Here is a 26713-nt window from a genome sequence, read left to right as displayed (position 1 = left end):
GCCGCCGGCCGTCAGCCGGTCCCGGGGGCCGGGCCGGCCGCCGCCGTGTCGTAGGCGCGGCGGGCGGGGAGGGCCGGGGTGTCCACGGGGATCTCGACGACCGGCGGCCGGCGCCGGTCGGCGCGCAGGGCGACGGCGGTCATCGGCACGGCGACCGCCAGCAGGACGAGGCCGAGGACCGCGCCCATGGCCGGGAAGCCGGCCCGCGCGGACAGCACGCTGCCGGCCAGCGGCCCCGCCGCCGTGCCCAGCGAGGACGCCGAGCCCACCAGCACGGCCCACCGGCCGCGCGCGTCCAGCGAGGCGGCGAGGCCGATCACGTACGACAGCACGACCGGGTAGAGCGCGTTCCAGGCGATCTCGCCGGCCGCGAAGCCCGCCGGGCCGGTCGCGGACGCGCTCAGCGCGACGCAGCCGGCGATGACCGCCGTCCCCGCCCCGATCGGCACCGCCCGCCCGAACCGCGGCCCCAGCGCGCCCGCGCCGAGCACCCCGAGCAGGCCCGCGCCGAGCGCCGCGGCGAGGACCACCCCGAGGGCGGCCTCGGTGAGACGCGCCTGGGTCAGCCCGATCCGGCTGCTGACGCCCCACAGGGAGTTCTGGGCGAGGGCCCAGCCGAGCATCGCGGCGGCGAGGACCAGCCCGCGGCGGCGGTGGGGGAGCGGGGCGCCGGGGTCCCGGTGGCGGGCGGCGGCCGCGGCGGCGGGCAGCCGCCCGGTCAGCGGCCACACGGCGAGCGCGGTGAGCGCGATCGCGGCCAGCGGCAGCCCGTGCCCCGGGCCGAGGTGCGGGACGGTCAGGTACACCGCGCCCGCCAGCGCGGAGACCGTCAGCAGGCCCAGCGCGGAGGCGCGGTGCGGGTCCCGCTGGGCGGCGATCCCGCTCGCGGCGACCGTCGTGGCGGTGCCGGAGCCGAAGCCGCCGACGACCGCGCCGGCCACGACGGCCGGGACGGCGGTGGTGAGCGCGGCGCCGCCGTAGCCGAGGACCGCGAGGCCGAGGCCGAGCCGCGCCAGGACGCGCGGCCCGATCCGGTCGACCCGGGAGGCGAGCAGGAAACCCGCCGACGCCGAACTCAGCAGCAGGGCGCTGCCGACGGCGCCGGCCTGCGTGGCGGTGAGCGCAAGGCCGGCGTCGAGTCTGCCGACGGTGGTGGGGAGCAGATACGAGGCGAGGTACCCGGCCGTGAACAGGGCGACGAGGGACCGGGGGGTGGTGCGGGGGGCGGACACGGGCGTTCCCAGGGCGTGCGGAAGGAGCGGCTCGGCGGAGGGGGAGAGAGCGACGCCCGTCGACGGACAGGAACGCGCGGGCAATTTGTATCAAGCGGGGACAGGGCTGAGGGAGGCGCGCGGGTGTGATGCTGAGCACGTGGGCGTTTGCGGCGGGAGAGGCCGGGTAGGCGAGCGCGTCACCGCCAGTGGACGGACCCGCCCCCGGCCGGAACCGACGCCTCCGCCTTCGTCCGGATCTCCCGCATCACCGCGACGATCCGCCGCTCGTGCTCCGGCGTCAGCCGCGCCACCGGCACCGAGCAGCTGATCGCGTCCTGCGCGGGCGTGTCGTACCGCAGCGCGAACCCGAACCCGACGATGCCGGGCACGCCCTCCTCCCGGTCCACGGAGTAGCCGCGCTCCCGCACCCGCGCCAGATCGGCCAGCAGGGACTCCCGGCCGGTGTGCGTGTGGGGCGTCAGCGCCTCGTACGGCCCCTCGGGCACCTGCTCGTCGGGCCGCTCCGCCAGCAGCGCCTTGCCCAGCGCGCCCGCGTGCGCCGGCAGCCGACGCCCCACGCGGCTGATCGTCCTGAGGTACTCGTGCGACTCCCGCGTCGCCAGGTAGGCCACGTCCCGGCCGTCCAGCCGCCCCAGGTGGATCGTCTCGCCGAGCGCCTCCGACGCCTCGTCGAGGTACGGCCGCACCGCCCGCACCCGGGGGTCGGAGTCGAGGTAACTGGTGCCGGTGAGCAGGGCGTGGATGCCGATGCCGTACAGGGAGCCGGTGACGTCGGTGCGCACCCAGCCGCGCGAGATCAGCGTCTGCAGCAGCGCGTACATCGAACTGCGCGGCACGCCCAGCTCGTCCGCGAGCTCCTGCAGCCGTGCCGGGCGGTCCCCGCGCGCGGCCAGCAGTTCCAGCAGCTCCACCGTGCGCGCCGCGGACTTCACCTCGCGGACGCCGCCCGCCGCGCTCCCTGTCCCGCTCCCCGTCCCCGGCATGAGCCGATCGTAATCGCCGGCTCCGGACCATTGACGGGCCGTGTTCGCGTATCTAACCTCCATCTCCATACGTGGATGACGTCTACATAGGGAGATGGCGAGGGTGAGTCTCGACACCGGCACCGTGGCGGCACGGCTCGCGAAGGGCATGGCGGACGGCGTGCTGTCGTTCCCGCTGACCAGCTTCCGCGCCGACGGGTCCCTCGACCCCGACGGCTACCGCGACTACGTCGCCGCCCAGCTCGCCACCGGCCCCGGCGCCCTCTTCCCCGCCTGCGGCACCGGCGAGTTCTTCTCCCTGGACGAGGACGAGTACCGGCGCGTCGTCACGATCGCCGTCCAGGAGGCGGCCGGGCGGACGCCGGTCGTGGCCGGCGTCGGCTACGGCTGGGCGCAGGCCGTCCGCTTCGCCCGCATCGCCGAGGACGCGGGCGCCGACGCCCTGCTCGTCCTGCCGCACTACCTCGTCGCCGCCCCGCAGGACGGCCTGGTCGCCCAGCTGGAGGAGATCGCCGCCCGCACCCGGCTGCCGCTCATCGCCTACCAGCGCGGCCAGGTCGCCTTCGGCGCCGAGGCGTTCCGGCGCGTCACGCGGATCCCCGGCGTCATCGGCCTCAAGGACGGCCACAGCGACCTCGACCGCCTCCAGCGCCTCACCCTCGCCGCCCCCGAGGGCTTCCTGTTCTTCAACGGCGCCGCCACCGCCGAGATCCAGGCCCGCGCCTACGCCGCCGTCGGCGTCCCCGCCTACTCCTCCGCCGTCCACGCCTTCGCCCCCGAGATCGCGGACGCCTTCTTCGCCGCCCTGCGCGACGGCGACGAGGCCACGGCCGCCACGCTGCTGCGCGGCTTCTACCTCCCCCTCGTCGAACTGCGCGACCGCGTCCCCGGATACGCCGTGTCGCTGGTGAAGGCGGCGGCCCGGCTGCGCGGCCGCCCGGTGGGACCCGTGCGCGCCCCGCTCACCGACCCCTCGGCCGCCGACCTGGCCGCCCTGAAGACCCTGCTCGCCACCGGACTCGACCTCGTAGGAGCCGCCCTGTGACCCGTGACCTGACCATCGCCGAGGTCCGGCTGACGCCGATCCTCGTCGCCGACCCGCCGCTGCTCAACACCCAGGGTGTCCACCAGCCGTACACGCCCCGCCTGATCGTGGAGGTGGTGACGGCCGACGGCACGACCGGCCTCGGCGAGACCTACGGCGACACCAAGTACCTGGAGCTGGCCCGGCCCTTCGCCGACCGGCTGGTGGGCCGCCGGGTGAGCGACCTGAACGGGCTGTTCACGGTCGCGCAGGAGGTCGCCGTCGACGCCTCCCGGGTCTCCGGCCAGGTCGACGTCGGCGGGCTGCGGGGCGTGCAGACCGCCGACAAGCTGCGCCTGTCCGTGGTCTCCGCCTTCGAGGTCGCCTGCCTGGACGCCCTCGGCAGGGCGCTCGGCCTGCCCGTGCACGCGCTGCTCGGCGGGAAGGTGCGGGACGCCGTCGAGTACAGCGCCTACCTGTTCTACAAGTGGGCCGCCCACCCCGAGGGCGTGCCGGCCGAGAAGGACGACTGGGGCGCCGCCCTCGACCCGGCCGGGATCGTGGCGCAGGCCCGCGCCTTCAAGGAGCGGTACGGCTTCGGCTCCTTCAAGCTCAAGGGCGGGGTCTTCCCGCCGGACGAGGAGATCGCCGCCGTACGCGCCCTGGCCGAGGCGTTCCCCGGGCACCCCCTGCGGCTGGACCCCAACGGCGCCTGGTCCGTGGAGACCTCGCTGAGGGTGGCGGAGGAACTCGGGGACGTCCTGGAGTACCTGGAGGACCCGGCGCTGGGCACGCCCGCCATGGCCGAGGTCGCCGCCCGGCTGCGGGACGCCCCGGGCCGGGGCGCCGGCGGGCGGCGGGCGGGCGTGCCGCTCGCCACCAACATGTGCGTGACGACCTTCGCCGAGATCGAGGAGGCGTTCACCCGGGGCGCCGTGCAGGTCGTCCTCTCCGACCACCACTACTGGGGCGGGCTGCGCAACACCCAGCACCTCGCCGCGATCTGCCGCACCTTCGGCGTCGGGGTGTCCATGCACTCCAACACCCACCTGGGCATCAGCCTCGCCGCCATGACCCACGTCGCGGCCACCGTCCCCGACCTCCACCACGCCTGCGACTCCCACTACCCCTGGCAGTCCGAGGACGTCCTCACCGAGCGGATCGCCTTCGAGGGCGGCACCGTACGGGTCCCCGACACGCCCGGCCTCGGCGTCGAACTCGACCGCGACCGGCTGGACCTCCTGCACCGGCGGTGGCTCGACGACGACGGCGCGCTCCGCGACCGCGACGACGCGGCGGCGATGCGCGTCGCCGACCCCGCGTGGGTCACACCGGCGGTCCCGCGCTGGTGACCGCGCGCGGGGCCGGGAGCCAGTGCCGCCCGGCCCCGCGCCTCCCCCTCCCTCCACCTGCCACGATCGGAGCCGCTCGTGTCCGCAGTCCCTCCCGAAGCGCACTCGCCCGCCGTCCGGTCGGCCGTCCGCAAGATCTTCCGCCGGGTGGTCCCGCTGTTCTTCGTCATGTTCGTCGCGAACTACATGGACCGCGTGAACCTGGGCTTCGCCCAGGACGAACTCCGCGCCGACGTCGGCCTGTCCGCCGCCGCCTTCGGCCTCGGGGCCGGCATCTTCTTCCTCGCGTACGCCCTCTTCGAGGTCCCCTCCAACATCCTGATGGAGCGCTACGGGCCGAAGGTGTGGCTCACCCGCATCATGATCAGCTGGGGTGTCGTCGCCACCGCCATGGCCTTCGTGAACAGCGTGGAGATGTTCTACGCCCTGCGCTTCCTGCTCGGCGTCGCGGAGGCGGGCTTCTTCCCGGCCGTCATCTACTACTTCTCCCGCTGGCTGCCCGACTCCCACCGCGGCCGGGCCACCTCGGTCTTCCTGATGGGCTCCGGCACCGCCACCGTCATCGTCGGCCCGGTCTCCGGAGCGCTGATGGAGATGCACGGCGTGTGGGGCCACGCCGGCTGGCAGTGGATGTTCTTCATCGAGGGCGTCTTCTCCGTCGTGCTCGGCTTCGTCGTCTACCGCTTCCTCGACTCCGGCGTCGAGAGCGCCGACTGGCTCACCGAGGAGGAGAAGACCGGTCTCGTCGCGGTCATCGACGCCGAGCAGGAGGAACGCGACGCCCGGCGCGGCGCCGGCGCCCACGTCTCCCGCTGGAGGCTGCTCGCCGACCCGCAGATGCTGCTCTTCCTGTGGATCTACTTCGCGATCAACGTCGCCCTGTACGCGGTCACCTTCTGGCTGCCGTCGATCGTGGACGACATCGGCGGACTCGGCGACTTCCAGGTGGGACTGCTGACCTCGGTGCCGTGGCTGTGCGCGATCGCCGCCGTGTACGTCAGCGGGCGGGTCTCGGACCGCCTCGGCAAGCGGCGCCCGGTCCTGGCCGTCCTGCTGGTGCTCGGCGGCTGCGGCACGCTGCTCGCCGTCTTCGTCTCGCCCTGGGCGGGCCTGGGCGCGCTGTGCCTGGCCGCGATGGGCTTCAAGCCCGCCTCCCCGGTGTTCTGGACGATCCCGCAGAGCTACCTCGACGCCCGCGCCGCCGCCCCCGGCATCGCGCTGATCAACTCCATCGGCAACCTCGGCGGATTCGTCGCCCCCACCGCCTTCGGGCTCATCGAGGACGCCACCGGCTCCACCAGGGGCGGCCTGGTCGGGCTGACCGTCGTCGGCTTCCTCGCCGCGCTGAGCGTGCTGCTGGTGCGCGGCGGCGGACGCAACGACCGGGTCCGCGCACGCCCGGCCGGGGCCCGCGGCGCCACCGCGCCGCAGGCGCCGCCGGGCACGGCCCGCACCGCGCTCCCCGGGTCCGCGACGGCCTGACGGCAGGCGGCGCCACCCGGGGCGGTGACGGCGTGACGGCCGCCGCGATGCCGGTGCCGTGGTGCACACTGGCCTGATCCGCACCATGCCAGGGAGCGCACCGTGACACCGTCCACCGCCTCCGTCGTCCCCACCGGAGAGGGACGGCACCGCACCGGAGAGGGACAGCACCGCACCGCAGAGGGACAGCACCGCCGGACCCAGGTCGACCCGCTCGCCGCCCTGCGCGCGCCCGGCGACCCGCCCTGGGACGTCTACCTCACGGGCACCGTCTTCCTCGACATCGTCTTCACCGGGCTCGACTCCGCCCCGGTGCGCGGGACCGAGTCCTGGGCGCGCGGAATGGGGTCGAGCCCGGGCGGCGTGGCGAACATGGCGACCGCGCTGGCCCGCCTCGGCCTGCGGACCTCCCTGGCCGCCGCGTTCGGCGACGACCACTACGGCGACTACTGCTGGGACGCCCTGGAGCAGGGCGAGGGCATCGACCTGACCCCGTCGCGCAGGGTGCCCGGCTGGCACTCGCCGGTGACGGTCTCGATGGCCTACGAGGGGGAGCGCACGATGGTCTCCCACGGCCACGAACCGCCCCCGGAGGAACCCGCCCCCGACCGCCCGCCCCGCGCGCGTGCCGCCATCGCCTCCCTCACGCCCGGCAGGCGGGCCCCCTGGATCGCGCAGGCCGCCGCCCGGGGCACCCGCGTCTTCGCCGACGTCGGCTGGGACGACACCGGCGTGTGGGACCTGGCGGGCCTCGCCGACCTGGCCCACTGCGAGGCGTTCCTGCCGAACGCCGAGGAGGCCATGCGCTACACCGGCGCCGACTGCCCGCGCGCCGCCGCGCACGCGCTCACCGAGCACGTGCCGCTCGCCGTGGTCACCCTGGGCGCGGAGGGCGCGTACGCCGTGGACCGGCGCACGGGGGAGACCGCCGAGGTGCCCGCCATCGCCGTCGAGGCCCTCGACCCGACCGGCGCCGGGGACGTCTTCGTCGCCGGCTTCGTCACCGGCACGCTGGCCGGCTGGCCGCTGGCCGACCGCCTCGCCTTCGCGGGCCTGACGGCCGCGCTCTCGGTCCAGGAGTTCGGCGGGTCGCTGTCGGCGCCGGGCTGGTCGGAGATCGCGGGGTGGTGGCGCAGGGTCCGGTCGGTGGCGGGCCAGGACCCGGCCGCCCTGCGGCGGTACGCGTTCCTGGCGGACCTGGTCCCGGACGACCCGGTCGGGCCGTGGCCGCTGCGGCGGGCGGTCCCGACGATCGGCTTCCGCCGCCCGGCGTGACCCGGCCCCGCCGGGGTCCGGTGCGGCCCCGCCCGGCGCGACGCGGCACCGGCCGGGACACGGAGTGTCCCGGCCCGGGCACGGCGCCCCGGGCCGGGACAGGCCGGGCGGCTCCCGCCGGCGCTCCCGGCCCGTCCGGCCCGCCCGGCCTCCGCGGAACCCCGGCCCCGAAAAGTCCTACGGTGTTGTCACGCCCCCGTCGTACCCTTGGTAGCGCGAGGCCGCCCTCAGCTACGCGGCCGTGACGAGGAGGAACCGCAGGCCTTAAGCGCCGGCCCATGACTGAGACACCCACAGCTCACACCCCCGCGCAGGGGCAGGCGAAAGTGCAGTTCACCGTTCCCGCCCAGCACCCCATGGTGACCGTGCTGGGTTCCGGGGACTCCCTCCTGCGCGTGATCGAGAAGGCCTTCCCGGCGGCCGACATCCACGTCCGGGGCAACGAGATCAGCGCGGTCGGCGACCCGGCGGAGGTCGCCCTCGTCTCGCGCGTGTTCGAGGAGATGATGCTCGTGCTCCGCACCGGGCAGCCGATGACGGAGGACGCCGTGGAACGTTCGATCGCCATGCTGAGGGCGAGCGGAAGCGGGGAGAGCGACGGACCGGAGACCCCGGCCCAGGTGCTCACCCAGAACATCCTGTCCTCGCGCGGCCGCACGATCCGTCCCAAGACCCTCAACCAGAAGCGGTACGTGGACGCGATCGACAAGCACACGATCGTCTTCGGCATCGGCCCCGCCGGTACCGGCAAGACGTACCTGGCGATGGCCAAGGCGGTGCAGGCCCTGCAGTCCAAGCAGGTCAACCGCATCATCCTGACCCGCCCGGCGGTCGAGGCGGGCGAACGCCTCGGCTTCCTGCCCGGCACGCTGTACGAGAAGATCGACCCGTACCTGCGCCCGCTGTACGACGCGCTGCACGACATGCTCGACCCCGACTCGATCCCGAGGCTCATGGCCGCGGGCACGATCGAGGTCGCGCCGCTCGCCTACATGCGGGGCCGCACGCTCAACGACGCCTTCATCATCCTCGACGAGGCCCAGAACACGAGCCCCGAGCAGATGAAGATGTTCCTCACCCGCCTCGGCTTCGACTCGAAGATCGTGATCACGGGCGACGTGACGCAGGTCGACCTCCCCGACGGCCAGAAGTCCGGACTGCGCCAGGTCCAGGAGATCCTGGAGGGCGTCGAGGACGTCCACTTCTCCCGGCTGTCCTCGCACGACGTCGTCCGGCACAAGCTGGTGGGCCGTATCGTCGACGCGTACGAGCAGTACGACAACAGGCACGGCACCCAGAACGGCGCCCCCAAGGGCGGCCGGGGCAAGTCCGGGCACAAGGGGAAGTAGACAAGCGCCGCACATGTCGATCGACGTCAACAACGAGTCCGGAACCGAGGTCGACGAGCAGGCGATCCTCGACATCGCCCGCTACGCGCTGGCCCGGATGCGCATCCACCCGCTCTCCGAACTCTCGGTGATCATCGTGGACGCCGACGCCATGGAGCAGCTCCACGTCCAGTGGATGGACCTGCCGGGCCCGACGGACGTGATGTCCTTCCCGATGGACGAGCTGCGCCCGCCGTCGAAGGACGACGACGAACCGCCGCAGGGGCTGCTCGGCGACATCGTGCTGTGTCCCGAGGTCGCCGCCCGGCAGGGCGCCGAGGCGCCGACGCGGCACACCATGGACGAGGAGCTGCAGCTGCTCACCGTCCACGGTGTGCTGCACCTGCTCGGCTACGACCACGAGGAACCCGACGAGAAGGCCGAGATGTTCGGCCTGCAGGCGGCCATCGTGGACGGCTGGCGCGCGGAGAGGGGCCTGACCGGCCCGTCCCCGGCTCCGACCGTGTCATGAGCCTCCCGCTCGTCTCCGGCGCCGTCGCCCTGGTCGTCGTCGCCTGGCTCGCCGCCTGCGCGGAGGCGGGTCTGGCGCGCGTCTCCAGCTTCCGCGCCGAGGAAGCCGTGCGTTCCGGGCGGCGCGGCAGCGCCAAGCTCGCCCAGGTCGCCGCCGACCCGACCCGCTACCTCAACGTGGCGCTGCTGGTCCGCGTCGCCTGCGAGATGGCCGCCGCCGCGCTGGTCACCCACGCCTGCCTGCGGGAGTTCGACCACACCGGCGAGGCCCTGGCGATCGCCATCGCGGTCATGGTCCTCGTGTCGTACGTCGCCGTCGGCGTCTCCCCGCGCACCATCGGCCGCCAGCACCCGCTGAACACGGCGACGGCGGCGGCGTACGCCCTGGTGCCGCTGGCCAGGATCATGGGCCCCGTCCCCTCCCTGCTGATCCTCATCGGCAACGCGCTCACCCCCGGCAAGGGCTTCCGCCACGGCCCCTTCGCCTCCGAGGCGGAGCTGCGCGCGCTGGTCGACCTCGCGGAGAAGGAGTCGCTGATCGAGGCGGAGGAGCGCCGCATGGTGCACTCGGTCTTCGAGCTGGGCGACACCCTCGTCCGGGAGGTCATGGTGCCGCGCACCGACCTGGTGGTCATCGAGCGCTTCAAGACGATCCGCCAGGCCCTCACCCTCGCGCTGCGCTCCGGTTTCTCCCGCATCCCGGTGACCGGCGAGAGCGAGGACGACATCGTCGGGATCGTGTACCTGAAGGACCTGGCCCGCAAGACGCACATCAGCCGCGACGCGGAGAGCGAGCTGGTCTCCACCGCCATGCGGCCCGCGTTCTTCGTGCCCGACACCAAGAACGCCGGCGACCTGCTGCGCGAGATGCAGAAGGAGCGCAACCACGTCGCCGTCGTCATCGACGAGTACGGCGGCACGGCCGGCATCGTCACCATCGAGGACATCCTGGAGGAGATCGTCGGCGAGATCACCGACGAGTACGACCGGGAGCTCCCGCCCGTCGAGGAACTGGGCGAGGACCGCTACCGGGTCACCGCCCGCCTCGGCATCGGCGACCTCGGCGAGCTGTACGGCCTGGAGTCCTACGACGACGAGGACGTGGAGACCGTCGGCGGCCTGCTCGCCAAGGCGCTCGGCCGGGTCCCGATCGCCGGCGCGTCGTCCGTGGTGGAACTGCCGGACGGGCGGGAGCTGCGGCTGACCGCGGAGGCCGCCGCCGGCCGCCGGAACAAGATCGTGACCGTGCTGGCGGAGCCGGTGGGCCCGGCCAGGCCCCCGGAGGAGGAGAAGGAAGCGGAGTGAGCCCGAAGGAGCTGCGCGCGTACTGCCTGTCCTTCAACGCCGCGGTGGAGGACTTCCCCTTCGGCCCCCGGACCTCGGTCTTCAAGGTGCGGGGCAAGATGTTCGCCCTGGCGGACCTGGACGCGCGCCCGCTCACGGTCAACCTCAAGTGCGACCCGGAGGACGCCCTGCGGCTCCGCGCGCAGCACCCGGGCCTGATCGTCCCCGGCTACCACATGAACAAGCGGCACTGGAACACGGTCACCGCCGACGGCGGCCTCCCGGACCGCCTGGTCCGGGAACTCGTCGAGGACTCCTACGACCTGGTCGTCGCCGGCCTGCCGCGCGCCGACCGGCTCCGCCTGGACCGCCCGTGACGCGCACCGCCTCGTATGCTCGGATCATGACCGACACCAGCGCGCTCACCCCCGAGGACCGCAAGATCGTCACCCTGGCCCGTTCCGCGCGGGCCCGCAACGGCGTGCCCGAGGGGGCCGCCGTGCGCGACGAGACGGGCCGTACGTACGTCGCCGGGACCGTCGCCCTCGACTCGCTGCAGCTCAGCGCCCTGCGGACGGCGGTGGCGATGGCGGTGGCGTCCGGGGCGAAGTCCCTGGAGGCGGCGGCCGTGGTGACCGAGGCCGAGGAGGTCGCGGACGAGGACCGGGCCGCCGTGCGGGACCTGGGCGGGCCGGACACGCCGGTGCTGGTGGCCGGGACGGACGGCGAGGTCCGGCTGACGGTCCCGGCGGGCTGACGGCGTACGGAGCCGGTGCCCGCCCCGGCCCGCGGGGCGCGCCCGGTGGTGCGGCACGGCTTCGTGGATCAGGGAGAATGGGCGGCATGAGCGTTCGTACCCAGTCATCCGAGCAACCGGTCGAGGCCCTGCACCGGGCCGGTTTCGCCTGCTTCGTCGGGCGGCCCAACGCGGGCAAGTCCACCCTCACGAACGCTCTGGTCGGGCAGAAGGTGGCGATCACTTCCAACCGGCCGCAGACCACCCGGCACACCGTGCGCGGGATCGTGCACCGCCCGGACGCCCAGCTGATCCTGGTCGACACCCCGGGGCTGCACAAGCCGCGCACGCTGCTCGGCGAGCGGCTGAACGACGTGGTCCGCACCACCTGGGCCGAGGTCGACGTGATCGGCTTCTGCCTGCCCGCGGACCAGAAGATCGGCCCCGGCGACCGCTTCATCGCCAAGGAGCTGGCCGGGATCAAGCGCACCCCGAAGGTCGCCGTCGTCACCAAGACGGATCTGGTCGACTCCAAGGCCCTGGCGGAGCAGCTGATCGCGGTGGACCAGCTCGGCAAGGAGCTCGGCATCACCTGGGCGGAGATCGTGCCGGTGTCGGCGACCGCGAACAAGCAGGTGGACCTGCTGGCGGACCTGCTGATCCCGCTGCTGCCCGAGGGCCCGGCCCTCTACCCGGAGGGCGACCTGACCGACGAGCCCGAGCAGGTCATGGTCGCGGAACTGATCCGCGAGGCGGCGCTGGAGGGCGTACGGGACGAGCTCCCGCACTCCATCGCGGTGGTCGTGGAGGAGATGCTGCCGCGCGAGGACCGCCCCGCCGACAAGCCCCTCCTCGACATCCACGCCAACGTCTACATCGAGCGCCCCAGCCAGAAGGGCATCATTATCGGCCCCAAGGGCAAGCGCCTGAAGGAGGTCGGCATCAAGTCCCGCAAGCAGATCGAGGCCCTGCTGGGGACCCCGGTCTTCCTGGACCTGCACGTGAAGGTGGCCAAGGACTGGCAGCGGGACCCCAAGCAGCTGCGCCGGCTGGGCTTCTAGCCCGGCCGCCGCCGGGCGCGGACCGTCCGCACGGGCGACGGCCGACGCCGGCCCCCCGCACCGGCACGGGGGTCAGGCGCCCTCCTTCAGCACCCGCGAGATCAGCTCGCGCTGTTCGTCCGTCAGCCGGGGGTCCGCGCAGTACACCGTCCTGCCGTCCACGGTGATCTGGTAGCCGAACCCGTCCGGCACCCCGGCCGGCGGCGCGCCCCGGCCCGCGGCGACCGCCCGCTCGGCCAGGGCACGCCACTCGTGCGCGTCCGCGCGCCCCGACGTGTCCACCTCGGCACGGCGCTCGATGCCCGCGAACCCGCCCGTGCACCTCACCTGAATACGCATGGCTCCCTGTCTAGTACGGAACTACCGGGTGCGCACCCCGACCTGCTGCCAGGCCTTCGCCACCGCCTCGCGCTCCTCGCCGTCCCCGTAACGCGCCCGCGCCGCCGACACCGTGAGCGTCGCGAAGTCCGTGAACCGGGCGTCCTGTTCGAGCTCGCCGCCGGTCAGCACGTCGTACCAGATCTGCCCGGCGCGCTCCCAGGCGTGGCCGCCCAGCGCGGTGGCCGCGAGGTAGAAGGCGCGGTTGGGGATGCCGGAGTTGATGTGCACGCCGCCGTTGTCGCTGCCGGTGCGGACGTAGTCGTCCATCGTCGCCGGCTGCGGGTCCTTGCCGAGGACGTCGTCGTCGTAGGCCGTGCCCGGCTCCTTCATCGAGCGCAGCGCCTTGCCGGTGACGCGCGGGGCGAGCAGGCCCGCGCCGATCAGCCAGTCGGCCTCGGCGGCGGTCTGACCCAGCGTGTACTGCTTGATGAGGGCGCCGAAGACGTCCGACACCGACTCGTTGAGGGCGCCGGACTGGCCGAAGTAGGTCAGGTTGGCGGTGTACTGCGTGACACCGTGGGCGAGTTCGTGGCCGATGACGTCGACGGGGAGGGTGAAGTCGAGGAAGATCTCCCCGTCCCCGTCGCCGAAGACCATCTGCTCGCCGTTCCAGAAGGCGTTGTTGTAGTCCCGGTCGTAGTGCACCGTCGCGTCCAGCGGCAGCCCGGCGCCGTCGATGGAGTCGCGCCCGTACGCCGTGAGGAACAGCTCGAAGGTGGCGCCGAGGCCGGCGTAGGCGCGGTTGACGGAGGCGTCCTGGCCGGGGTCGTCGCCCTCGCCGCGCACCTTGTGGCCGGGCAGGTCGGTGCCGTGCCGGGCGTCGTAGACGGTGCGGTGCGGCGTGCCGGACGCGGCGGCGGGCGGGGCCGCGGCCGGGGCGCCGAGGACCGTGGTCAGCCGGCGGTGGGTGCGTTCGAAGGCGTCGCGCTCCAGGGTGCGGCGCGCGGGGCGGGCGAGGGCCGGGTCCCCGGACCGGGCGAGTGCGTCGAGGACGTGGGGCGGCACGATGGTGCAGAAGACGGGCTCGAAGCCCCCGTGGATGGTCATGTCCGGAACCCTTGCACTGTGTCATGCCGATGTCACCATCAGCCACCGTGATCGGTGAAATACCGTGACAGAAAGGCCTGCTGCCGCGCGAGAAGTGGTATACGGCACTTTTTGTCCAGTATTTCTCCCGGGTCCCGCATACTGGAACAGGCCCGCGCGTCCGGCGTGGCTCGGCTAGGCTGCGGAGCATCATGCATTTCGGGCTGCTTCTCCTTAGCTGCCGCGGCGAGGGCCTGTAGTCGAGGCCGACCCCCTCCCCGCGGAGCTTGGTGTTGCGTCGTCGGCCGTATTCCCGCACACGCGGACATCGCGGACACCCCTAGGAGCCCACGCGACCATGGTCAACCGCCAGCAGCCCAGTTCCCTGCCGATCCACAAGTACCGCGGGTACGAGCAGGTCGACCTCCCCGACCGCACCTGGCCGAACCGGCGGATCACCCAGGCCCCCCGCTGGCTCTCCACCGACCTGCGCGACGGCAACCAGGCCCTGATCGACCCGATGTCGCCCGCGCGCAAGCGCGCGATGTTCGACCTGCTGGTCAAGATGGGCTACAAGGAGATCGAGATCGGCTTCCCGGCCTCCGGGCAGACCGACTACGACTTCGTGCGCTCCATCATCGAGGAGGAGGGCGCGATCCCCGAGGACGTCACGATCTCCGTCCTCACCCAGGCCCGCGAGGACCTGATCGAGCGCACGGTGGAGTCCCTGCGCGGCGCCCGCCGCGCCACGGTCCACCTCTACAACGCCACCGCCCCGGTCTTCCGCCGGGTCGTCTTCCGCGGCTCGAAGGACGACATCCGGCAGATCGCCGTCGACGGCACCCGCCTGGTGATGGAGTACGCGGAGAAACTGCTCGGCGACGAGACCGAGTTCGGCTACCAGTACAGCCCCGAGATCTTCACCGACACCGAGCTGGACTTCGCGCTGGAGGTCTGCGAGTCGGTGATGGACGTCTGGCAGCCCGGCCCGGACCGCGAGATCATCCTCAACCTGCCCGCCACCGTGGAGCGTTCGACGCCGTCCACGCACGCCGACCGCTTCGAGTGGATGGGCCGTCACCTGTCCCGCCGCGAGTACGTCTGCCTGTCCGTCCACCCGCACAACGACCGCGGCACGGCCGTCGCGGCGGCCGAGCTGGCGCTGATGGCCGGCGCCGACCGCGTCGAGGGCTGCCTGTTCGGGCAGGGCGAGCGCACCGGCAACGTCGACCTGGTCACCCTGGGCATGAACCTGTTCTCCCAGGGCGTCGACCCGCAGATCGACTTCTCCGACATCGACGAGATCCGCCGTACCTGGGAGTACTGCAACCAGATGGAGGTCCACCCGCGCCACCCGTACGTGGGCGACCTGGTCTACACGTCCTTCTCCGGCTCCCACCAGGACGCCATCAAGAAGGGCTTCGACGCGATGGAGGCCGACGCGGCCGCCCGGGGCGTCACGGTCGACGACCTGGAGTGGGCGGTGCCGTACCTGCCGATCGACCCCAAGGACGTCGGCCGGTCCTACGAGGCCGTCATCCGCGTCAACTCGCAGTCCGGCAAGGGCGGCATCGCCTACGTCCTGAAGAACGACCACAAGCTGGACCTGCCGCGGCGGATGCAGATCGAGTTCTCCCGGATCATCCAGGCGAAGACGGACGCCGAGGGCGGCGAGATCACGCCGAAGGAGATCTGGGAGGTCTTCCAGGACGAGTACCTGCCCAACCCGGACAACCCCTGGGGCCGCATCCAGGTGAGGAACGGCCAGTCGACGACCGACCGCGACGGCGTGGACACGCTCACCGTCGAGGCCACCGTCGACGGCGCGGACACCGTCCTCACCGGCAGCGGCAACGGCCCCATCTCGGCCTTCTTCGACGCGCTGCAGTCCATCGGCGTCGACGTACGCCTGCTGGACTACCAGGAGCACACGATGAGCGAGGGCGCCTCGGCGCAGGCCGCCTCCTACATCGAGTGCGCCGTCGGCGACAAGGTCCTGTGGGGCATCGGGATCGACGCGAACACCACCCGCGCCTCGCTGAAGGCGGTCGTCTCCGCCGTCAACCGGGCATCCCGCTGACCGGCCCGGACGGGTCTTTCCGGGCCCCGCCCGCCGCGCCCCGGCGGGCGGGGCCCCGTCACATACCGGCCATTCCTCGGCCAGGTCACGGAAAGGTCTCCTCCCGGGTGCTGACTCCGCCTCCGTGATGTGGCTAACATCACGCCACGCGGCGATGGTGCCGCGGGGTTACGGAGGTGCGACGTGCTGCCAGTACGGGGACGAAACGACCGTGCCGCCGGGCTTGCGCGCATCCTGGGCGTCCGCACCGCGTGGACGTGCGTCGGCGACGGCGAGTTCTTCTGCCCCGGCTGCGGGGGCGACCGCAACTACCAGCGCCTCACCGGCCGCCGCCGCCTCACCCTCGTCGGCGTGCCGGTGCTGCCGCGCGGCGGGACCGGACCGGTCGTCGAGTGCGCGGCCTGCCGCCGCCACTTCGGCACCGACGTCCTCGACCATCCGACCACCGTCCGCTTCTCCGCGATGCTCCGCGACGCCGTCCACACCGTCGCCCTCGCGGTGCTGGCCGCCGGCGACACCTGCTCGCGCGCGGCGCTGGAGACGGCCGCGGCCGCCGTGCGCGCGGCCGGGTTCGACGGCTGCACCGAGGAACAGCTGGCCGCCCTGGTCGAGGCGCTGGCGGCGGACACCGGACGGGTCCACGGCGAGCCCTGCGGGGCGGGCCTGGCCATAGAGCTGCACGAGGCGCTGGACCCGCTGGCCCCGCACCTCGCCCCCGCCGGCCGTGAGTCGGTCCTCCTCCAGGGCGCCCGCATCGCCCTGGCCGACGGCCCCTACACGCCCGCCGAGCGGGACGTCCTCGCGACCGTGGGGGCGGCGCTGACCATCTGCGCCCAGGACGTGAAGCGGCTGCTGGAGGCGGCGCGGACGCCCTCGTGAGGCAGGCCGCCCCGCCCGCCGGGCGACGGCGGTCCGGCGCAGCACGGACGGCGGGACCACCTTCACCAAGGCGCTGACGCTGTCCGAGCGACGGGCCGCCTGCTCCGACCTGGTGCCGGCCGGCCGGGATCCGGTACGGGACGGGGACGGCCGGGGCGTACGAGACGATCGAGTTCCGCCGGGTGCCGGCCGGCGAACCCGGCGCGCGTCAGGACCCCCGGGCGGACCCCGTGGAAGGAGCGGTGCCCGGTGCGTGCGCCGGCCGTGCGGGCCGGGCCCCGCGACGCCCCGGGGATCGGGCGAAGGGCCCTACAGCAGCCCCGCCCCGGCGAGGTACTTGCCCACCCGCGCGACCTCGTCCGGCGACAGCGGCACCTGCGGTTCGGCCGTGACCGGGCAGGCGATGACGCCCCGCAGGTGCAGCGCGGCCTTGAAGGCGCCGATCGCCGAGGAGGCGCCGCCCATCCGGGCCGGGTCGCCGACGTCCACCAGGCCGAACAGGGCGCACAGCCGTTCCTGCTCGGCCCGCGCCCCGTCCCGGTCGCCGGACCGGTGCAGGCGGTCGAGGCGGACGTAGCCGTGCGGGTCGACGTTGGCGAGGCCGGGCACCGCCCCGTCGGCGCCGACCGCGAGCGCCGCGTCGACGATCAGCTCCGAGCCGGTCAGGACGCTGAAGCCGGTGACGCCGGGGCGGGCGCGGACGCCCGTGACGACCTCGCGGAAGCCGCCCAGGTCGCCGCTGGAGTCCTTCAGCCCGGCCAGCACCCCGTCGGCGGCCAGCTCCAGCACCAGGCCGGCGGGCAGCTTGGTGTGCACGGCGGACGGGATGTCGTAGGCGAGGACCGGGACCGGGCAGGCGGCGGCGATCCGCCGGTAGTGGCGGGCGATCTCGGCCGGGTGGGTGCGGGCGTAGAACGGGGCGGTGACGACGACGGCGTCCGCGCCCGCCGCGGCGGCGGACGCGGCGTGCTCCAGCACCCGGGGCGTCGTCATGTCGATCGCGCCCGCCAGGACCGGGAGCTGCCCGCCGAGGTGGGCCACGGTGGTCTCCACGACCAGCCGGCGCTGCCGGTCCGTCAGGTACGCGGCCTCCGAGGTGGAGCCGAGCACGAACAGCCCGTGCACCCCGCCCGTCACCAGGTGGTCGAGCAGTCCGAGCAGCGAGGGGACGTCCACCTCGCCCTCCGGTGTCAGGGGCGTGCACACGGGCGGAACGACACCGGTGAGCGGGGCGGGGATCGTCATCAGGGCTCCATCGGTCTGCTCTGGCGTACGAGGTCGCGGGTCGACTCGTCCTCCTGCACAGGATGGTGGCAGCGGAAGCGGTGCTCCGGCGTGGACGCGGCGGAGAACCCGGGCATCGTGTCGGCGCACACGCCGTCCGCCTTCCAGCAGCGGGTGCGGAAGGGGCAGCCGCTCGGCGGGTGCGTCGCCGAGGGCACGGGGCCGGTGAGCGGGATCGGCTCGATCGGGTCGAGCAGGCCGGGCGTGGCGGAGAACAGGGCGCGGGTGTACGGGTGCCGGGACCGGTCGGTGACCCGGCCGGCCGGGGTCTCCTCGACGATCCGGCCGAGGTACATGGTGATCACGCGGTCGCTCATCCGCCGCACGGTCTGGATGTCGTGCGAGACGAAGACCAGGGCCAGGCCGAGGCGCTCCTTCAGGTCCAGCAGCAGGTTGAGGATCTGGGCCCGCACGGACACGTCCAGGGCGCTGGTCGGCTCGTCCGCCACCACCAGGTCCGGGTCGAGCGCCAGCGCGCGGGCGATGGCGACGCGCTGGCGCTGGCCGCCCGACAGCCGGCCGGGCAGCGCGTCGGCGAGGGCGCGGGGGAGGCCGACCAGGGCCATCAGTTCCCGCACCCGCTCCTCCCGCTGCGCCGTCGTGCCCCGGCCGTGCACGTCCAGCGGGTCGCGCAGGATCCGGCGGACGGTCAGCCGGCGGTTCAGGGCCGTCGACGGGTCCTGGAAGATCATGCCGGTGCTGCCGCCGACGGCCGCGCGGCGTTCGGCCGCCGGCATCGCCCACAGGTCGCGGCCCCGGAACAGCACCCGCCCGGACGTCGGCCGCTCCACGCCCACCAGCACCTTCGCCAGCGTGGACTTGCCGCAGCCGGACTCGCCGACCACGCCGACCGTCTCGCCGGGCGCGATCGCGAGATCGGCGCCGGTGAGCGCGTACACCCGGTCCCGGGTGAACAGGCCGCCGCTGCGGGCCTTGTGCACGACGTGCGCGTCCGCCAGTTCCACCAGCGCGGGCGCGGCACCGTCCCGCTGCGGGTCCGCTGGCGCGGTCACGGGACCACCTCGCTTCCGGTCGCGGCCAGGTCGACGGCCGGGTGGTGACAGGCCGCCGTGTGCGCCGGCGTGCCCCGCGGGCCGGGCGCGGTCGTGCGGCAGACCTCGCTCGCCAGCGGGCACCGGTCGGCGAACCGGCAGCCGGCCGGGAAGTCCGCGGGGGCCGGCACGACCCCCTTGATCTGCGTCATCCGCTCCTCGGCCGACTCCAGCGACAGCACGCTGCCGAGCAGGCCGCGCGTGTAGTGGTGGGCGGGCGCCGCCACCAGGTCGGCGGTCACGCCGGTCTCCACGATCTGCCCGCCGTACATCACCACCACCCGGTCGGTGACGTCCGCGACCAGCGCCAGGTCGTGCGAGACCAGGATCAGCGCGAAGCCCAGCTCCTCCCGCAGCCTCAGCAGCAGCTCCATCACCTGCGCCTGCACGGTCACGTCCAGCGCGGTCGTCGGCTCGTCGGCGACGATCAGCCGCGGGTCGCGGGAGAGCGCCATGGCGATCAGGACGCGCTGGCGCTGCCCGCCGGACAGCTCGTGCGGGTAGCTGCGCAGGGTGCGCGCGGGGTCCAGGCCGACCATCGTCAGCAGCTCGTGCGGGCTGCGCCGGCCCCCGCGCCGCACGACCTGCCTGAGCTGGGCCTGGATGGTCATGGCCGGGTTCAGCGACGACAGGGCGTCCTGGTAGATCATCGCCATCTCGTGGCCGAGGAGCCGGCGGCGCACGCGCATCGGCTCGGCCAGCAGGTCCCGCCCGCCGAAGCGGACCTGCCCGCGCACCCGCGCCCCCTTCGGCTCCAGGCCCATGATCGCGAGCGCGGTCAGCGACTTGCCGCAGCCCGACTCGCCGACCAGTCCGACGACCTCCCCGGGGTGCACCTCGAAGCCGATGCCGTCGACGACGTCCACGCCGCCGTGGCGGTGGTCGAAGCCGATGGCGAGGTTCTCCACCGCCAGCACCGGCTGCCCGTCGCGGGGCACCGCGCGGGCCCGGGAGCGCAGCCGCCGGGCCGCCGCCGCGAGGCCCGGCAGCGGCAGCACCCGGCCGCTGCCCGGCTCGGGCGCCTGAAGCCGGTCGCCGTCGCGGACGTCGGCCTCCCGCGCCGAGGGCGCCGCCCACGCGTCGGAGACGCCCTCGGACAGGACGTTCAGCGACAGCACGGTGAGCAGCATCAGCAGCCCGGGGAAGACGGTCGCCCACCAGCCGCCGGTCAGCACCATGTTCTTGCCGTCCGCGATGACGCTGCCCCAGGAGGGGTCGGGCGGCCGGACCCCGGCCCCGATGAAGGACAGCGACGCCTCGAAGACGATCGCCTCGGCGACCTGGACGGTGCAGAACACCAGCACCGGCGCGGCGCAGTTGACCGCCACGTGCCGGACGACGATGTACGGCGTCCGCGCGCCGATCACCCGTTCCGCCGTCACGTAGTCCTCGCCGTACTGGTCGAGCACGTTCGCCCGGACGACGCGGGCCACCGGCGGGGTGAACAGGAAGGCGATCGCGCAGATCAGCACGGTGATCCCGCCGCCGAACACGGCGACCAGGACGGCCGCCAGCGCGATGCCGGGGAACGCCATCACCACGTCCAGGCAGCGCATCAGCGTCTCGTCGACCGCCTTGCGGGAGGTGGCCGCGACCGCGCCGAGCAGGGCGCCGGCGACGAGGGCGAGCGCGGTGGCGCCGAGCCCGATGGCCAGGGACCAGCGGGCCCCGTACATCAGCCGGCTGAGGATGTCCCGGCCGAGGCTGTCCTGCCCCATCCAGTGCTCCGCCGACGGGCGTCCGGTGCCGTCGACCGGCGGCTGCTGGTCGAGCGGGTCGTGCGGCGCGAGCAGCGGCGCCAGCAGCGCCACGAGGACGACGACGGCGAGGAAGCAGACGGCGGCCTTCGACAGCGGCGGCAGCCGGCGCGGACCGCGCAGCCGGATGCCGGGCCGGGCGAGCGCCTCGGTGAGCCTGTTGCGCGTGATCATGCGGTCGTGTCCCTCAGTCGTGGGTTGACCAGCAGGTGGAGGACGTCGATGACGAGGTTGACGACGACGAAGCCGGCCGCCGTGGTCAGCACGACGCCCTGGACGACGGCCGGGTCGCCGTTCTTCACGGCGTCGATCATCAGCTTGCCCATGCCGGGCAGGGAGAAGATCGTCTCGATGACGACCGCGCCGCCCAGCAGGTAGCCGACGCGCAGGCCGAGCACGGTGAGCGGGTTGATCAGCGCGTTCCGCAGCACGTTCCGCCCCACCACCACGTGCGGCGGCAGCCCGCTGCCGATCGCCGTGCGGACGTAGTCCTTGTCCAGCTCCTCCACCACCGCCGTCCGCACGATCCGGGTGAGCTGGGCGGCGACGGGCAGCGACAGGGCCAGGGCGGGCAGCGTCATCGTCCGCAGCCAGCCCGTGACGGAGTCCGCCGGGTTGACGTAGCCGCCCGTGGGGAACCAGCCCAGGTCCACCGCCAGGTACTGGATCATCAGCAGCGCCAGCCAGAAACCGGGCGCGGCGACCCCGGTCAGCGACACCACGCGGATGATCTGGTCGGGCAGCCGGTCCCGGTGGATCGCGGCCGTCACCCCGGCGGCCAGCGCCAGCACCACCGCGATGCCGAGCCCGAGGAAGGTCAGCTGGAGGGTGAGCGGCAGCGCGGTGGTGACCTGGTCGGCGACCGGGGCGCGGGTCAGGGCGCTGGTGCCCAGGTCGCCGTGGAGCAGATCGCCGACGAAGTGCAGGTAGCGGACGGGGAGCGGGTCGAGCAGGCCGTGCTCCTCGCGGAAGTCGTGCAGCTGCTCGGGCGTCGGGTTGGCGCCCTGGAAGAACGCGGACGCCGGGTCGACGTCCGAGAACCGCATCACCAGGAACACGAACAGCACGATGCCGAGCAGCAGCGGCACCAGCAGGGCGACGCGGCGGAGCAGGATCCGGGCGACGGCGATCACCGGGGACCCCTCAGGCCCACTTGGCCTGGAGGAGGTTGATGCCGGGGTAGGGCTGGGCCCTTATCCCGGTGAGCTGGTCGGGGTCCCAGGCCGTCATCAGCTCGTTGTGGACGACCGGGTAGAGCACGGCCTGCTCGGCGACGACGTCGATGTAATCCTGGATCATCGCCTTCTTCCGCTCCGGGTCCGCCTCCCGGGTCGCGGCGTCCATGTCCCGGAACAGCCGCTCGGCGACGGGGTGCCCGGCCCAGCGCGTGTACTGCATCCACAGGTTGCCGGGCCCGTAGTTGTAACGCATGATCAGATCGGCGTCCAGGCCGAACTGGTTGGGGTTGGAGGCGGCGGCGACGACCTGGTAGTCCTGCTTCTGGTCCAGTTTGGTGAAGACGGCCGTGGTCTCCTGCGGCGACAGGGTGGTGCGCACGCCGATCGCGTCCCAGGAGGACTTGACGGTCGGCAGGCAGTCGGCGATCCAGCTCACGTTCACCGCGAGGAGGTCGATCTCCAGTCCGTCGACCCCGGCCTGGCGCAGCAGCGCCTTCGCCCGCTCGGGGTCGTGGTCGTAGACGGTCTTCGCCCGCCGGTAGCAGGGGTTGGCCTCGTCCAGGAACGACGTGGACGGCGTCCCGTGCCCCTTGAGCGCCACCTCGACCATCTTCTCGGTGTCGATGGCGTAGCGCAGCGCCTGCCGCACCCGCACGTCGTCGAAGGGCTTGCGCCGGGTGTTGAACATCAGGAACAGGTTGTTCATCCCGGCCCCGCCCGCGACCGTCAGCCCGCTGCTCTCCAGCCGGCCGATGTTGGCGTACGGGATGTTGTCGGCGATCTGCGCGTCCGCCCCGCCCCCGGAGATCTTCGCGACGCGCGGCGCCGCGTCCACGATCGTCAGCCAGTTCATCCGCTTGAAGGCGGGCTTGCGCGGGCCGTTGTAGCCGTCGAACGCCTCGAAGGTGGTGTTGGACTTCGGGTGGTGCGCGGTCTGCCGGTACGGCCCCGAGCCGACCGCCAGCCCCTTGATCGCCTCGTTCCACGCGCCCGGCCGGGAGAACACGTGCTTCGGCATGATCTTCGCCAGCGTCAGCCGCGACAGCCCGTCCGGGAAGGGGAACTTCAGCACCAGCTCCACGGTCCGCGCGTCGACCTTCCGGACCTCCTCCAGCCAGCTCGCGAAGAAGCCCTTGGCGAGGGTCTGGGTGTCCGGGTCGAGGATCCGGTCGAAGACGAACACCACGTCGTCGGCGGTGACCGGCTTGCCGTCGTGGAACGTCGCGCCCGCCCGCAGCGTGAACCGCCACGAGGTGCCGTCCGGGTTCTCGGGCACCCGCGTCGCCAGCGCCGCGTACGGCTCGCGGGAGATCGGGTCGGTGTCGAGCAGCCCCTCGTAGATGTGGTGGTTGGCGGCCATGCAGAACGCGGACGCGGTCTGCGTCGGGTCCCAGCTGCCGTCGTTGCCGTACCCGATGACCGCCGTCAGCGTCCGGTCCGGGCCGCCCTCCCCGCCGCCGGTGTCGTTGGTGGACTCCGGCCCGCCGCAGGCCCCCAGCGACGCCGTCACGGCGGCCGCCGCGCCCAGCGCGCCGGTGTGCTTCAGGAACGTCCGGCGGTGCGGCGCCGGCACGTCACGGATCACGTCGCGCACGGTTCCTCCTGCGGGGAGAGGGAGCGGGCAGAGAACTCGTGGGAAGGCGGAGCACGTGGTGAGAGAGGAGGTACGACGTCCTACGTCCTGCGGTCAGCGCGACCATAGGAGGGGCCGTGGGGGCGGTCAAGGGATCGCGCACGAATGGCGCAACCGCCACAGGTCGGACCAATGGTGCCGCCCGATGGCCGGATCGGCGCCCCGCCGGTTCCGGCGCTCTCCCGGATGCCGCCGGAGGTGGGACGTCCGACGTCCCGGGCGCGTACGATGCGGCGCATGGCCGAGGAGCCCCGGAGCAGCCGGATACAGCGCCAGGTCGTGCAGCTCATCCTCGACCGCAGGCTCGGCGCCGGCGCCCCGCTGCCCACGGAGACGGAGCTGATGGCGGCCTTCGGCGCCAGCCGCAACTCCGTCCGCGAGGCCCTCAAGGCGCTCCAGGCCCTCGACATCGTCGACATCCGGCACGGCTACGGCACCTACGTCGGCCAGGCCTCGCTGACCCCGCTCGTCGACGGCCTGACCTTCCGCGCCCTGGCCCGGCACGACGACGACACCGCCGCCCTCGCCGAGATCCTCCAGGTCCGGGAGGCGCTGGAGGAGGGCCTGATCCGGCGGAGCGCGCGCGTCCTCACCGACGCCGACCTCGACCGGCTGGAGGCGGTGGTGGACCGCATGGAGCGGGCGGGCCGCACCGGCCGGCCCTTCCCCGAACTGGACCGGGAGTTCCACGAGTTGCTGTACGCGCCGCTCGGCAACGCGCTGGTGCCGCAGCTGCTCGGCGCGTTCTGGGCCGTCTTCCGCCGCGTCGCCGGCACCCGCGGCCGGCCCGACCCGCCCGCCGAGGTCACCGTCCGCCGTCACCGCGCCATCGTCGGCGCCCTGCGCGCCCGGGACGTCGAGGCGGCCCAGCGCGCGATGGCGGTCCACTTCCGCGGGATCGCGGCGCGGGCGGCGCGGGGGCCGCGGCCCGGCGGAAGGCGCTGCTGAGCGTCGACGACGCCGCGCTGGACACCGTGGGGTGCTGCACCCGCCCGCACGGCGGCGACCCGGAGGAGCCGTTCGCCGGCATCGTGTGATGGGCCGGCCGGGACGTGCTGCCCCGCGGCGCGGGGATCGTCCTGGTGCGCGACCTCCGCCGCGACCGCCCGCGCGGCCCCGTCCTCGCCGGGCGACGGGGACGAGCGGGCCGGCGGGCGCGCCGCGGCCCGCTCACGGGGCGGCGCTCAGCGGCAGCGGACGTCCGCGGCGGGCCGCTCGCCGGTGGCCAGGAAGCGGGAGACGGTGCGGTCGCCGCAGGCGTTGCCGTGGGCGAGGTAGGCGCCGTGGCCGGTGGAGTCCACGGTCACCATGACGGCACGCCGGCCGAGCGCCGCGCGGAGTTTGCGGGCGCCGCTGAGCGGGGTGGCCACGTCCCGTTCGTTCTGGACGAGCAGGACGTCGGACGGCCCCCGGTCGGTGATCCGCACGGGCGCCTCCTTCGGCGGGTACGGCCAGGCGGCGCAGACCAGGGCGTTGCGGGGCATGCCCGCGGTGAGCGGGTGGGTGACCCGGCTCCTGGCGACGTCCCGCTCGTAGGCGGCGGCGGAGGCGGGCCACGCGGCGTCGTTGCAGACGGTGGCGACGCTGACCGCGGTGACGTTCTGCAGGGCCGCCTCCGGCGGGGTCTGGGGAGCGGGCGGCACGGTGCCCTTGCGAGCCGCCCGGATCAGCTTCGCCAGGGTGGGGTAGCCGCTGGGCCGGTACAGGCTGTCCAGCATGGTCTGGCGCAGCACGTTGCCGTTCAGTTCCTCGGGGTTGGCGCCCGGCCAGGGGATCGGCTCGCGGTCCAGGCGGGCGGCCAGGTCCAGGAACAGCGGCCGCACCTCGGCGGCCGTCCCGGCGATCCGGTCCGGGTTGCCGGGCGCCGACGCCCAGGCGGCGAAGTGGGGGAAGACGTCCTCGACACCGTTCTCGTACGCGGCGAGCCAGGCGCGCTGCACCCGCACCGGGTCGGGGTTGTCGTTGCTGTCCAGCACGATGCGGTCGGTGCGGTGCGGGAACAGCTGGGCGTAGACGGCGCCGACGTACGTGCCGTACGACACGCCCCACGCGGAGATCCTCCGCTCGCCGAGGGCGGCCCGGACGCGGTCGATGTCGCGGGCGTTGACGGCGGTGCTGATGTGCTTGACCAGCTCGCCGCCGTTGCGCGCGCAGGCCGCGGACACGCGCCGCGCGACGGCCATGTTCTCGTCGACGGAGCCGTCCGGGGCGGGCCAGGGCCGCAGCTTGGACAGGGCCAGGTCGGCGCGGTCGAGCCCGCAGCCGACGGGGGTGGACGGGGCGTTGCCGCGGGGCGCGAACCCGATCAGGTCGTAGGCGTCCCGCACCTCCTGCGGCAGCTTCCGCCCCTTGCCCGACGGGTCGTTCAGACTGCTGCCGCCGGGACCGCCGGGGATCAGCAGCAGCGCGCCGCGGCGGGCGGCGGGCTTCTCGGCGGGGATCCGGGAGACGGCGATGCCGACGGTCCGCCCGTCCGGATGGGCGTGGTCCAGGGGCACCTCGACGGTGGCGCACCGCTGCCGGGGGTCGAGACCGGAGCCTTCGCAGGCTCCCCAGGACAGGGGCGGTGCGGCGACCGCTCGGGACGGGCCGGGCGCGCCGGAGGCGTTCAGGGGTGCGGCGAGGGCGAGCAAGGCGGCGGAGGCGGAGGCGAGGGCGACGGTTCTCGTGATCGGCTTCATGGGAGGAGCCTCCCGGACCGCCGGGGCCGGGCCCATCCGGCCGGCGGCCGTGCCGGGCGGGGGTCTGCCCCAGGGGGATCCCGTAGGGGTGGGGACCACGGATCCGGGCCCGCTCCGCTCCTGCCGGTGACGCGGCCGTCCCCTCCGGCGGGTTCCGTGCACCCCGGACCGTCGCGCAGCCCGTCCCCACCCGCTCCCCGGGCGTGCCCCGCGCACGGACCGCCACGGCCAGGGGCCCGGGAACAGCGGCGCACCGCTCCTCCTCCCCCCGCCCGGCGCTCCGGCCGCTCACGACTCCGGTTCCTCCTCGGGAAACATCCGTCCCATTCCGGTGAATTCGCGTCGAACGACGTCTTGCGGGCGGATGGCGCATCGTGCAGGACCGGGTCAACACCCCTGGTCAGCGCTTTCGCCGCGGTCCGCGCCGGGGATCCGCCGCCGTGTTCCCGGGCGAGCCGGAACGCAACCGAC

General features: G+C 73.9%; 23 protein-coding genes. 13 read left to right on the top strand and 10 right to left on the bottom strand.

What is annotated here, in order from left to right:
• Positions 1-11: 11 nt before the first annotated feature.
• Entirely contained in the window at positions 12-1232 is a 1221-nt protein-coding gene (locus ABD363_RS10475; protein ID WP_344601983.1) for an MFS transporter, read from the bottom strand.
• 179 nt (positions 1233-1411) lie between these two features.
• Positions 1412-2218, bottom strand: coding sequence for an IclR family transcriptional regulator (locus tag ABD363_RS10470; RefSeq protein ID WP_344601981.1), 807 nt, complete (start codon positions 2216-2218; stop codon positions 1412-1414).
• Positions 2219-2321: 103 nt separating this feature from the next.
• Between ABD363_RS10470 and ABD363_RS10465 the strand changes: the two genes are divergently transcribed.
• The 10 genes from ABD363_RS10465 to era all read left to right on the top strand — a co-directional run bounded on the left by ABD363_RS10465 (position 2322) and on the right by era (position 12291).
• Positions 2322-3263 (top strand): 5-dehydro-4-deoxyglucarate dehydratase, encoded by a 942-nt coding sequence (locus ABD363_RS10465; RefSeq protein ID WP_425577963.1) that lies wholly within the window; start codon positions 2322-2324, stop codon positions 3261-3263.
• Positions 3260-4594, top strand: a complete 1335-nt coding sequence (locus ABD363_RS10460; RefSeq protein WP_344601977.1) for a glucarate dehydratase family protein — start codon at positions 3260-3262, stop codon at positions 4592-4594. The genes ABD363_RS10465 and ABD363_RS10460 overlap by 4 nt, the downstream gene beginning before the upstream one ends.
• Before the next feature lie 78 nt (positions 4595-4672).
• Entirely contained in the window at positions 4673-6076 is a 1404-nt protein-coding gene (locus ABD363_RS10455) for an MFS transporter (protein WP_344601975.1), read from the top strand.
• A 102-nt stretch (positions 6077-6178) separates the two neighbouring features.
• Positions 6179-7351 (top strand): carbohydrate kinase family protein, encoded by a 1173-nt coding sequence (locus tag ABD363_RS10450; RefSeq protein WP_425577962.1) that lies wholly within the window; start codon positions 6179-6181, stop codon positions 7349-7351.
• Positions 7352-7629: 278 nt separating this feature from the next.
• Positions 7630-8700: a PhoH family protein gene (locus ABD363_RS10445; protein ID WP_344601973.1), complete on the top strand. Its 1071-nt coding sequence runs from the start codon at positions 7630-7632 to the stop codon at positions 8698-8700.
• Positions 8701-8713: 13 nt separating this feature from the next.
• Entirely contained in the window at positions 8714-9211 is a 498-nt protein-coding gene (gene ybeY / locus ABD363_RS10440; RefSeq protein WP_344601971.1) for an rRNA maturation RNase YbeY, read from the top strand.
• Positions 9208-10515 carry a hemolysin family protein gene (locus ABD363_RS10435; protein WP_344601969.1) on the top strand — a complete coding sequence of 436 codons (1308 nt, stop codon included), beginning with the start codon at positions 9208-9210 and terminating at the stop codon, positions 10513-10515. Before ybeY ends, ABD363_RS10435 begins: the two co-directional genes overlap by 4 nt.
• Positions 10512-10871, top strand: coding sequence for an MmcQ/YjbR family DNA-binding protein (locus tag ABD363_RS10430; protein ID WP_344601967.1), 360 nt, complete (start codon positions 10512-10514; stop codon positions 10869-10871). The genes ABD363_RS10435 and ABD363_RS10430 overlap by 4 nt, the downstream gene beginning before the upstream one ends.
• Before the next feature lie 26 nt (positions 10872-10897).
• Positions 10898-11251 carry a cytidine deaminase gene (locus tag ABD363_RS10425; protein WP_344601965.1) on the top strand — a complete coding sequence of 118 codons (354 nt, stop codon included), beginning with the start codon at positions 10898-10900 and terminating at the stop codon, positions 11249-11251.
• Positions 11252-11337: 86 nt separating this feature from the next.
• On the top strand, positions 11338-12291 hold the full coding sequence (gene era / locus ABD363_RS10420; RefSeq protein ID WP_344601963.1) for a GTPase Era: 954 nt from the start codon (positions 11338-11340) through the stop codon (positions 12289-12291).
• Positions 12292-12363: 72 nt separating this feature from the next.
• On the opposite strand, the gene ABD363_RS10415 is transcribed toward era, so the two are convergent.
• Positions 12364-12630 carry a protealysin inhibitor emfourin gene (locus ABD363_RS10415; protein WP_344601961.1) on the bottom strand — a complete coding sequence of 89 codons (267 nt, stop codon included), beginning with the start codon at positions 12628-12630 and terminating at the stop codon, positions 12364-12366.
• A 21-nt stretch (positions 12631-12651) separates the two neighbouring features.
• Positions 12652-13719 carry a M4 family metallopeptidase gene (locus ABD363_RS10410; RefSeq protein ID WP_344601959.1) on the bottom strand — a complete coding sequence of 356 codons (1068 nt, stop codon included), beginning with the start codon at positions 13717-13719 and terminating at the stop codon, positions 12652-12654.
• A gap of 337 nt (positions 13720-14056) precedes the next feature.
• On the opposite strand from ABD363_RS10410, the gene leuA reads away from it, so the two are divergent.
• Positions 14057-15778, top strand: a complete 1722-nt coding sequence (gene leuA, locus ABD363_RS10405; protein ID WP_344601957.1) for a 2-isopropylmalate synthase — start codon at positions 14057-14059, stop codon at positions 15776-15778.
• Positions 15779-15961: 183 nt separating this feature from the next.
• Positions 15962-16657, top strand: a complete 696-nt coding sequence (locus ABD363_RS10400) for a TerB family tellurite resistance protein (RefSeq protein WP_344601955.1) — start codon at positions 15962-15964, stop codon at positions 16655-16657.
• Positions 16658-16966: 309 nt separating this feature from the next.
• On the opposite strand, the gene ABD363_RS10395 is transcribed toward ABD363_RS10400, so the two are convergent.
• The 5 genes from ABD363_RS10395 to ABD363_RS10375 are packed head-to-tail and all read right to left on the bottom strand — an operon-like array spanning position 16967 to position 23522.
• Positions 16967-17902: a dihydrodipicolinate synthase family protein gene (locus ABD363_RS10395; RefSeq protein ID WP_344601953.1), complete on the bottom strand. Its 936-nt coding sequence runs from the start codon at positions 17900-17902 to the stop codon at positions 16967-16969.
• The gene (locus ABD363_RS10390) at positions 17902-18954 is read right to left on the bottom strand and encodes an oligopeptide/dipeptide ABC transporter ATP-binding protein (protein ID WP_344601951.1); all 1053 of its coding nucleotides are present in this window, start codon (positions 18952-18954) and stop codon (positions 17902-17904) included. Before ABD363_RS10390 ends, ABD363_RS10395 begins: the two co-directional genes overlap by 1 nt.
• Positions 18951-20924: a dipeptide/oligopeptide/nickel ABC transporter permease/ATP-binding protein gene (locus ABD363_RS10385; protein ID WP_344601949.1), complete on the bottom strand. Its 1974-nt coding sequence runs from the start codon at positions 20922-20924 to the stop codon at positions 18951-18953. Before ABD363_RS10385 ends, ABD363_RS10390 begins: the two co-directional genes overlap by 4 nt.
• Positions 20921-21883: an ABC transporter permease gene (locus ABD363_RS10380; RefSeq protein WP_344601947.1), complete on the bottom strand. Its 963-nt coding sequence runs from the start codon at positions 21881-21883 to the stop codon at positions 20921-20923. The genes ABD363_RS10385 and ABD363_RS10380 overlap by 4 nt, the downstream gene beginning before the upstream one ends.
• Before the next feature lie 10 nt (positions 21884-21893).
• On the bottom strand, positions 21894-23522 hold the full coding sequence (locus ABD363_RS10375; RefSeq protein WP_344601945.1) for an ABC transporter substrate-binding protein: 1629 nt from the start codon (positions 23520-23522) through the stop codon (positions 21894-21896).
• A 267-nt stretch (positions 23523-23789) separates the two neighbouring features.
• Here ABD363_RS10375 and ABD363_RS10370 point away from each other — a divergent pair, with 267 nt between their 5' ends.
• Complete coding sequence (locus ABD363_RS10370; RefSeq protein ID WP_344602109.1) at positions 23790-24509, top strand: FadR/GntR family transcriptional regulator; 720 nt, start codon at positions 23790-23792, stop codon at positions 24507-24509.
• Positions 24510-24745: 236 nt separating this feature from the next.
• Here ABD363_RS10370 and ABD363_RS10365 read toward each other — a convergent pair whose 3' ends face one another.
• On the bottom strand, positions 24746-26242 hold the full coding sequence (locus ABD363_RS10365; protein ID WP_344601943.1) for an alpha/beta hydrolase: 1497 nt from the start codon (positions 26240-26242) through the stop codon (positions 24746-24748).
• Positions 26243-26713 lie beyond the last annotated feature (471 nt).

Source organism: Streptomyces glaucus (assembly GCF_039533365.1).
GTDB lineage: Bacteria > Actinomycetota > Actinomycetes > Streptomycetales > Streptomycetaceae > Streptomyces > Streptomyces glaucus.
Note: the sequence above shows the minus strand (reverse complement) of the source record. Positions and strands in the feature narration are given on the sequence as shown.

Coding starts and splice junctions, on each gene's coding strand:
- ABD363_RS10470 (WP_344601981.1), bottom strand. CDS start 2,218: ATGCCGGGGACGGGGAGCGGGACAGGGAGCGCGGCGGGCGGCGTCCGC.
- ABD363_RS10445 (WP_344601973.1), top strand. CDS start 7,630: ATGACTGAGACACCCACAGCTCACACCCCCGCGCAGGGGCAGGCGAAA.
- ybeY (WP_344601971.1), top strand. CDS start 8,714: ATGTCGATCGACGTCAACAACGAGTCCGGAACCGAGGTCGACGAGCAG.
- ABD363_RS10435 (WP_344601969.1), top strand. CDS start 9,208: ATGAGCCTCCCGCTCGTCTCCGGCGCCGTCGCCCTGGTCGTCGTCGCC.
- ABD363_RS10425 (WP_344601965.1), top strand. CDS start 10,898: ATGACCGACACCAGCGCGCTCACCCCCGAGGACCGCAAGATCGTCACC.
- era (WP_344601963.1), top strand. CDS start 11,338: ATGAGCGTTCGTACCCAGTCATCCGAGCAACCGGTCGAGGCCCTGCAC.
- ABD363_RS10415 (WP_344601961.1), bottom strand. CDS start 12,630: ATGCGTATTCAGGTGAGGTGCACGGGCGGGTTCGCGGGCATCGAGCGC.
- ABD363_RS10410 (WP_344601959.1), bottom strand. CDS start 13,719: ATGACCATCCACGGGGGCTTCGAGCCCGTCTTCTGCACCATCGTGCCG.
- leuA (WP_344601957.1), top strand. CDS start 14,057: ATGGTCAACCGCCAGCAGCCCAGTTCCCTGCCGATCCACAAGTACCGC.
- ABD363_RS10395 (WP_344601953.1), bottom strand. CDS start 17,902: ATGACGATCCCCGCCCCGCTCACCGGTGTCGTTCCGCCCGTGTGCACG.
- ABD363_RS10385 (WP_344601949.1), bottom strand. CDS start 20,924: ATGATCACGCGCAACAGGCTCACCGAGGCGCTCGCCCGGCCCGGCATC.
- ABD363_RS10370 (WP_344602109.1), top strand. CDS start 23,790: ATGCGGCGCATGGCCGAGGAGCCCCGGAGCAGCCGGATACAGCGCCAG.
- ABD363_RS10365 (WP_344601943.1), bottom strand. CDS start 26,242: ATGAAGCCGATCACGAGAACCGTCGCCCTCGCCTCCGCCTCCGCCGCC.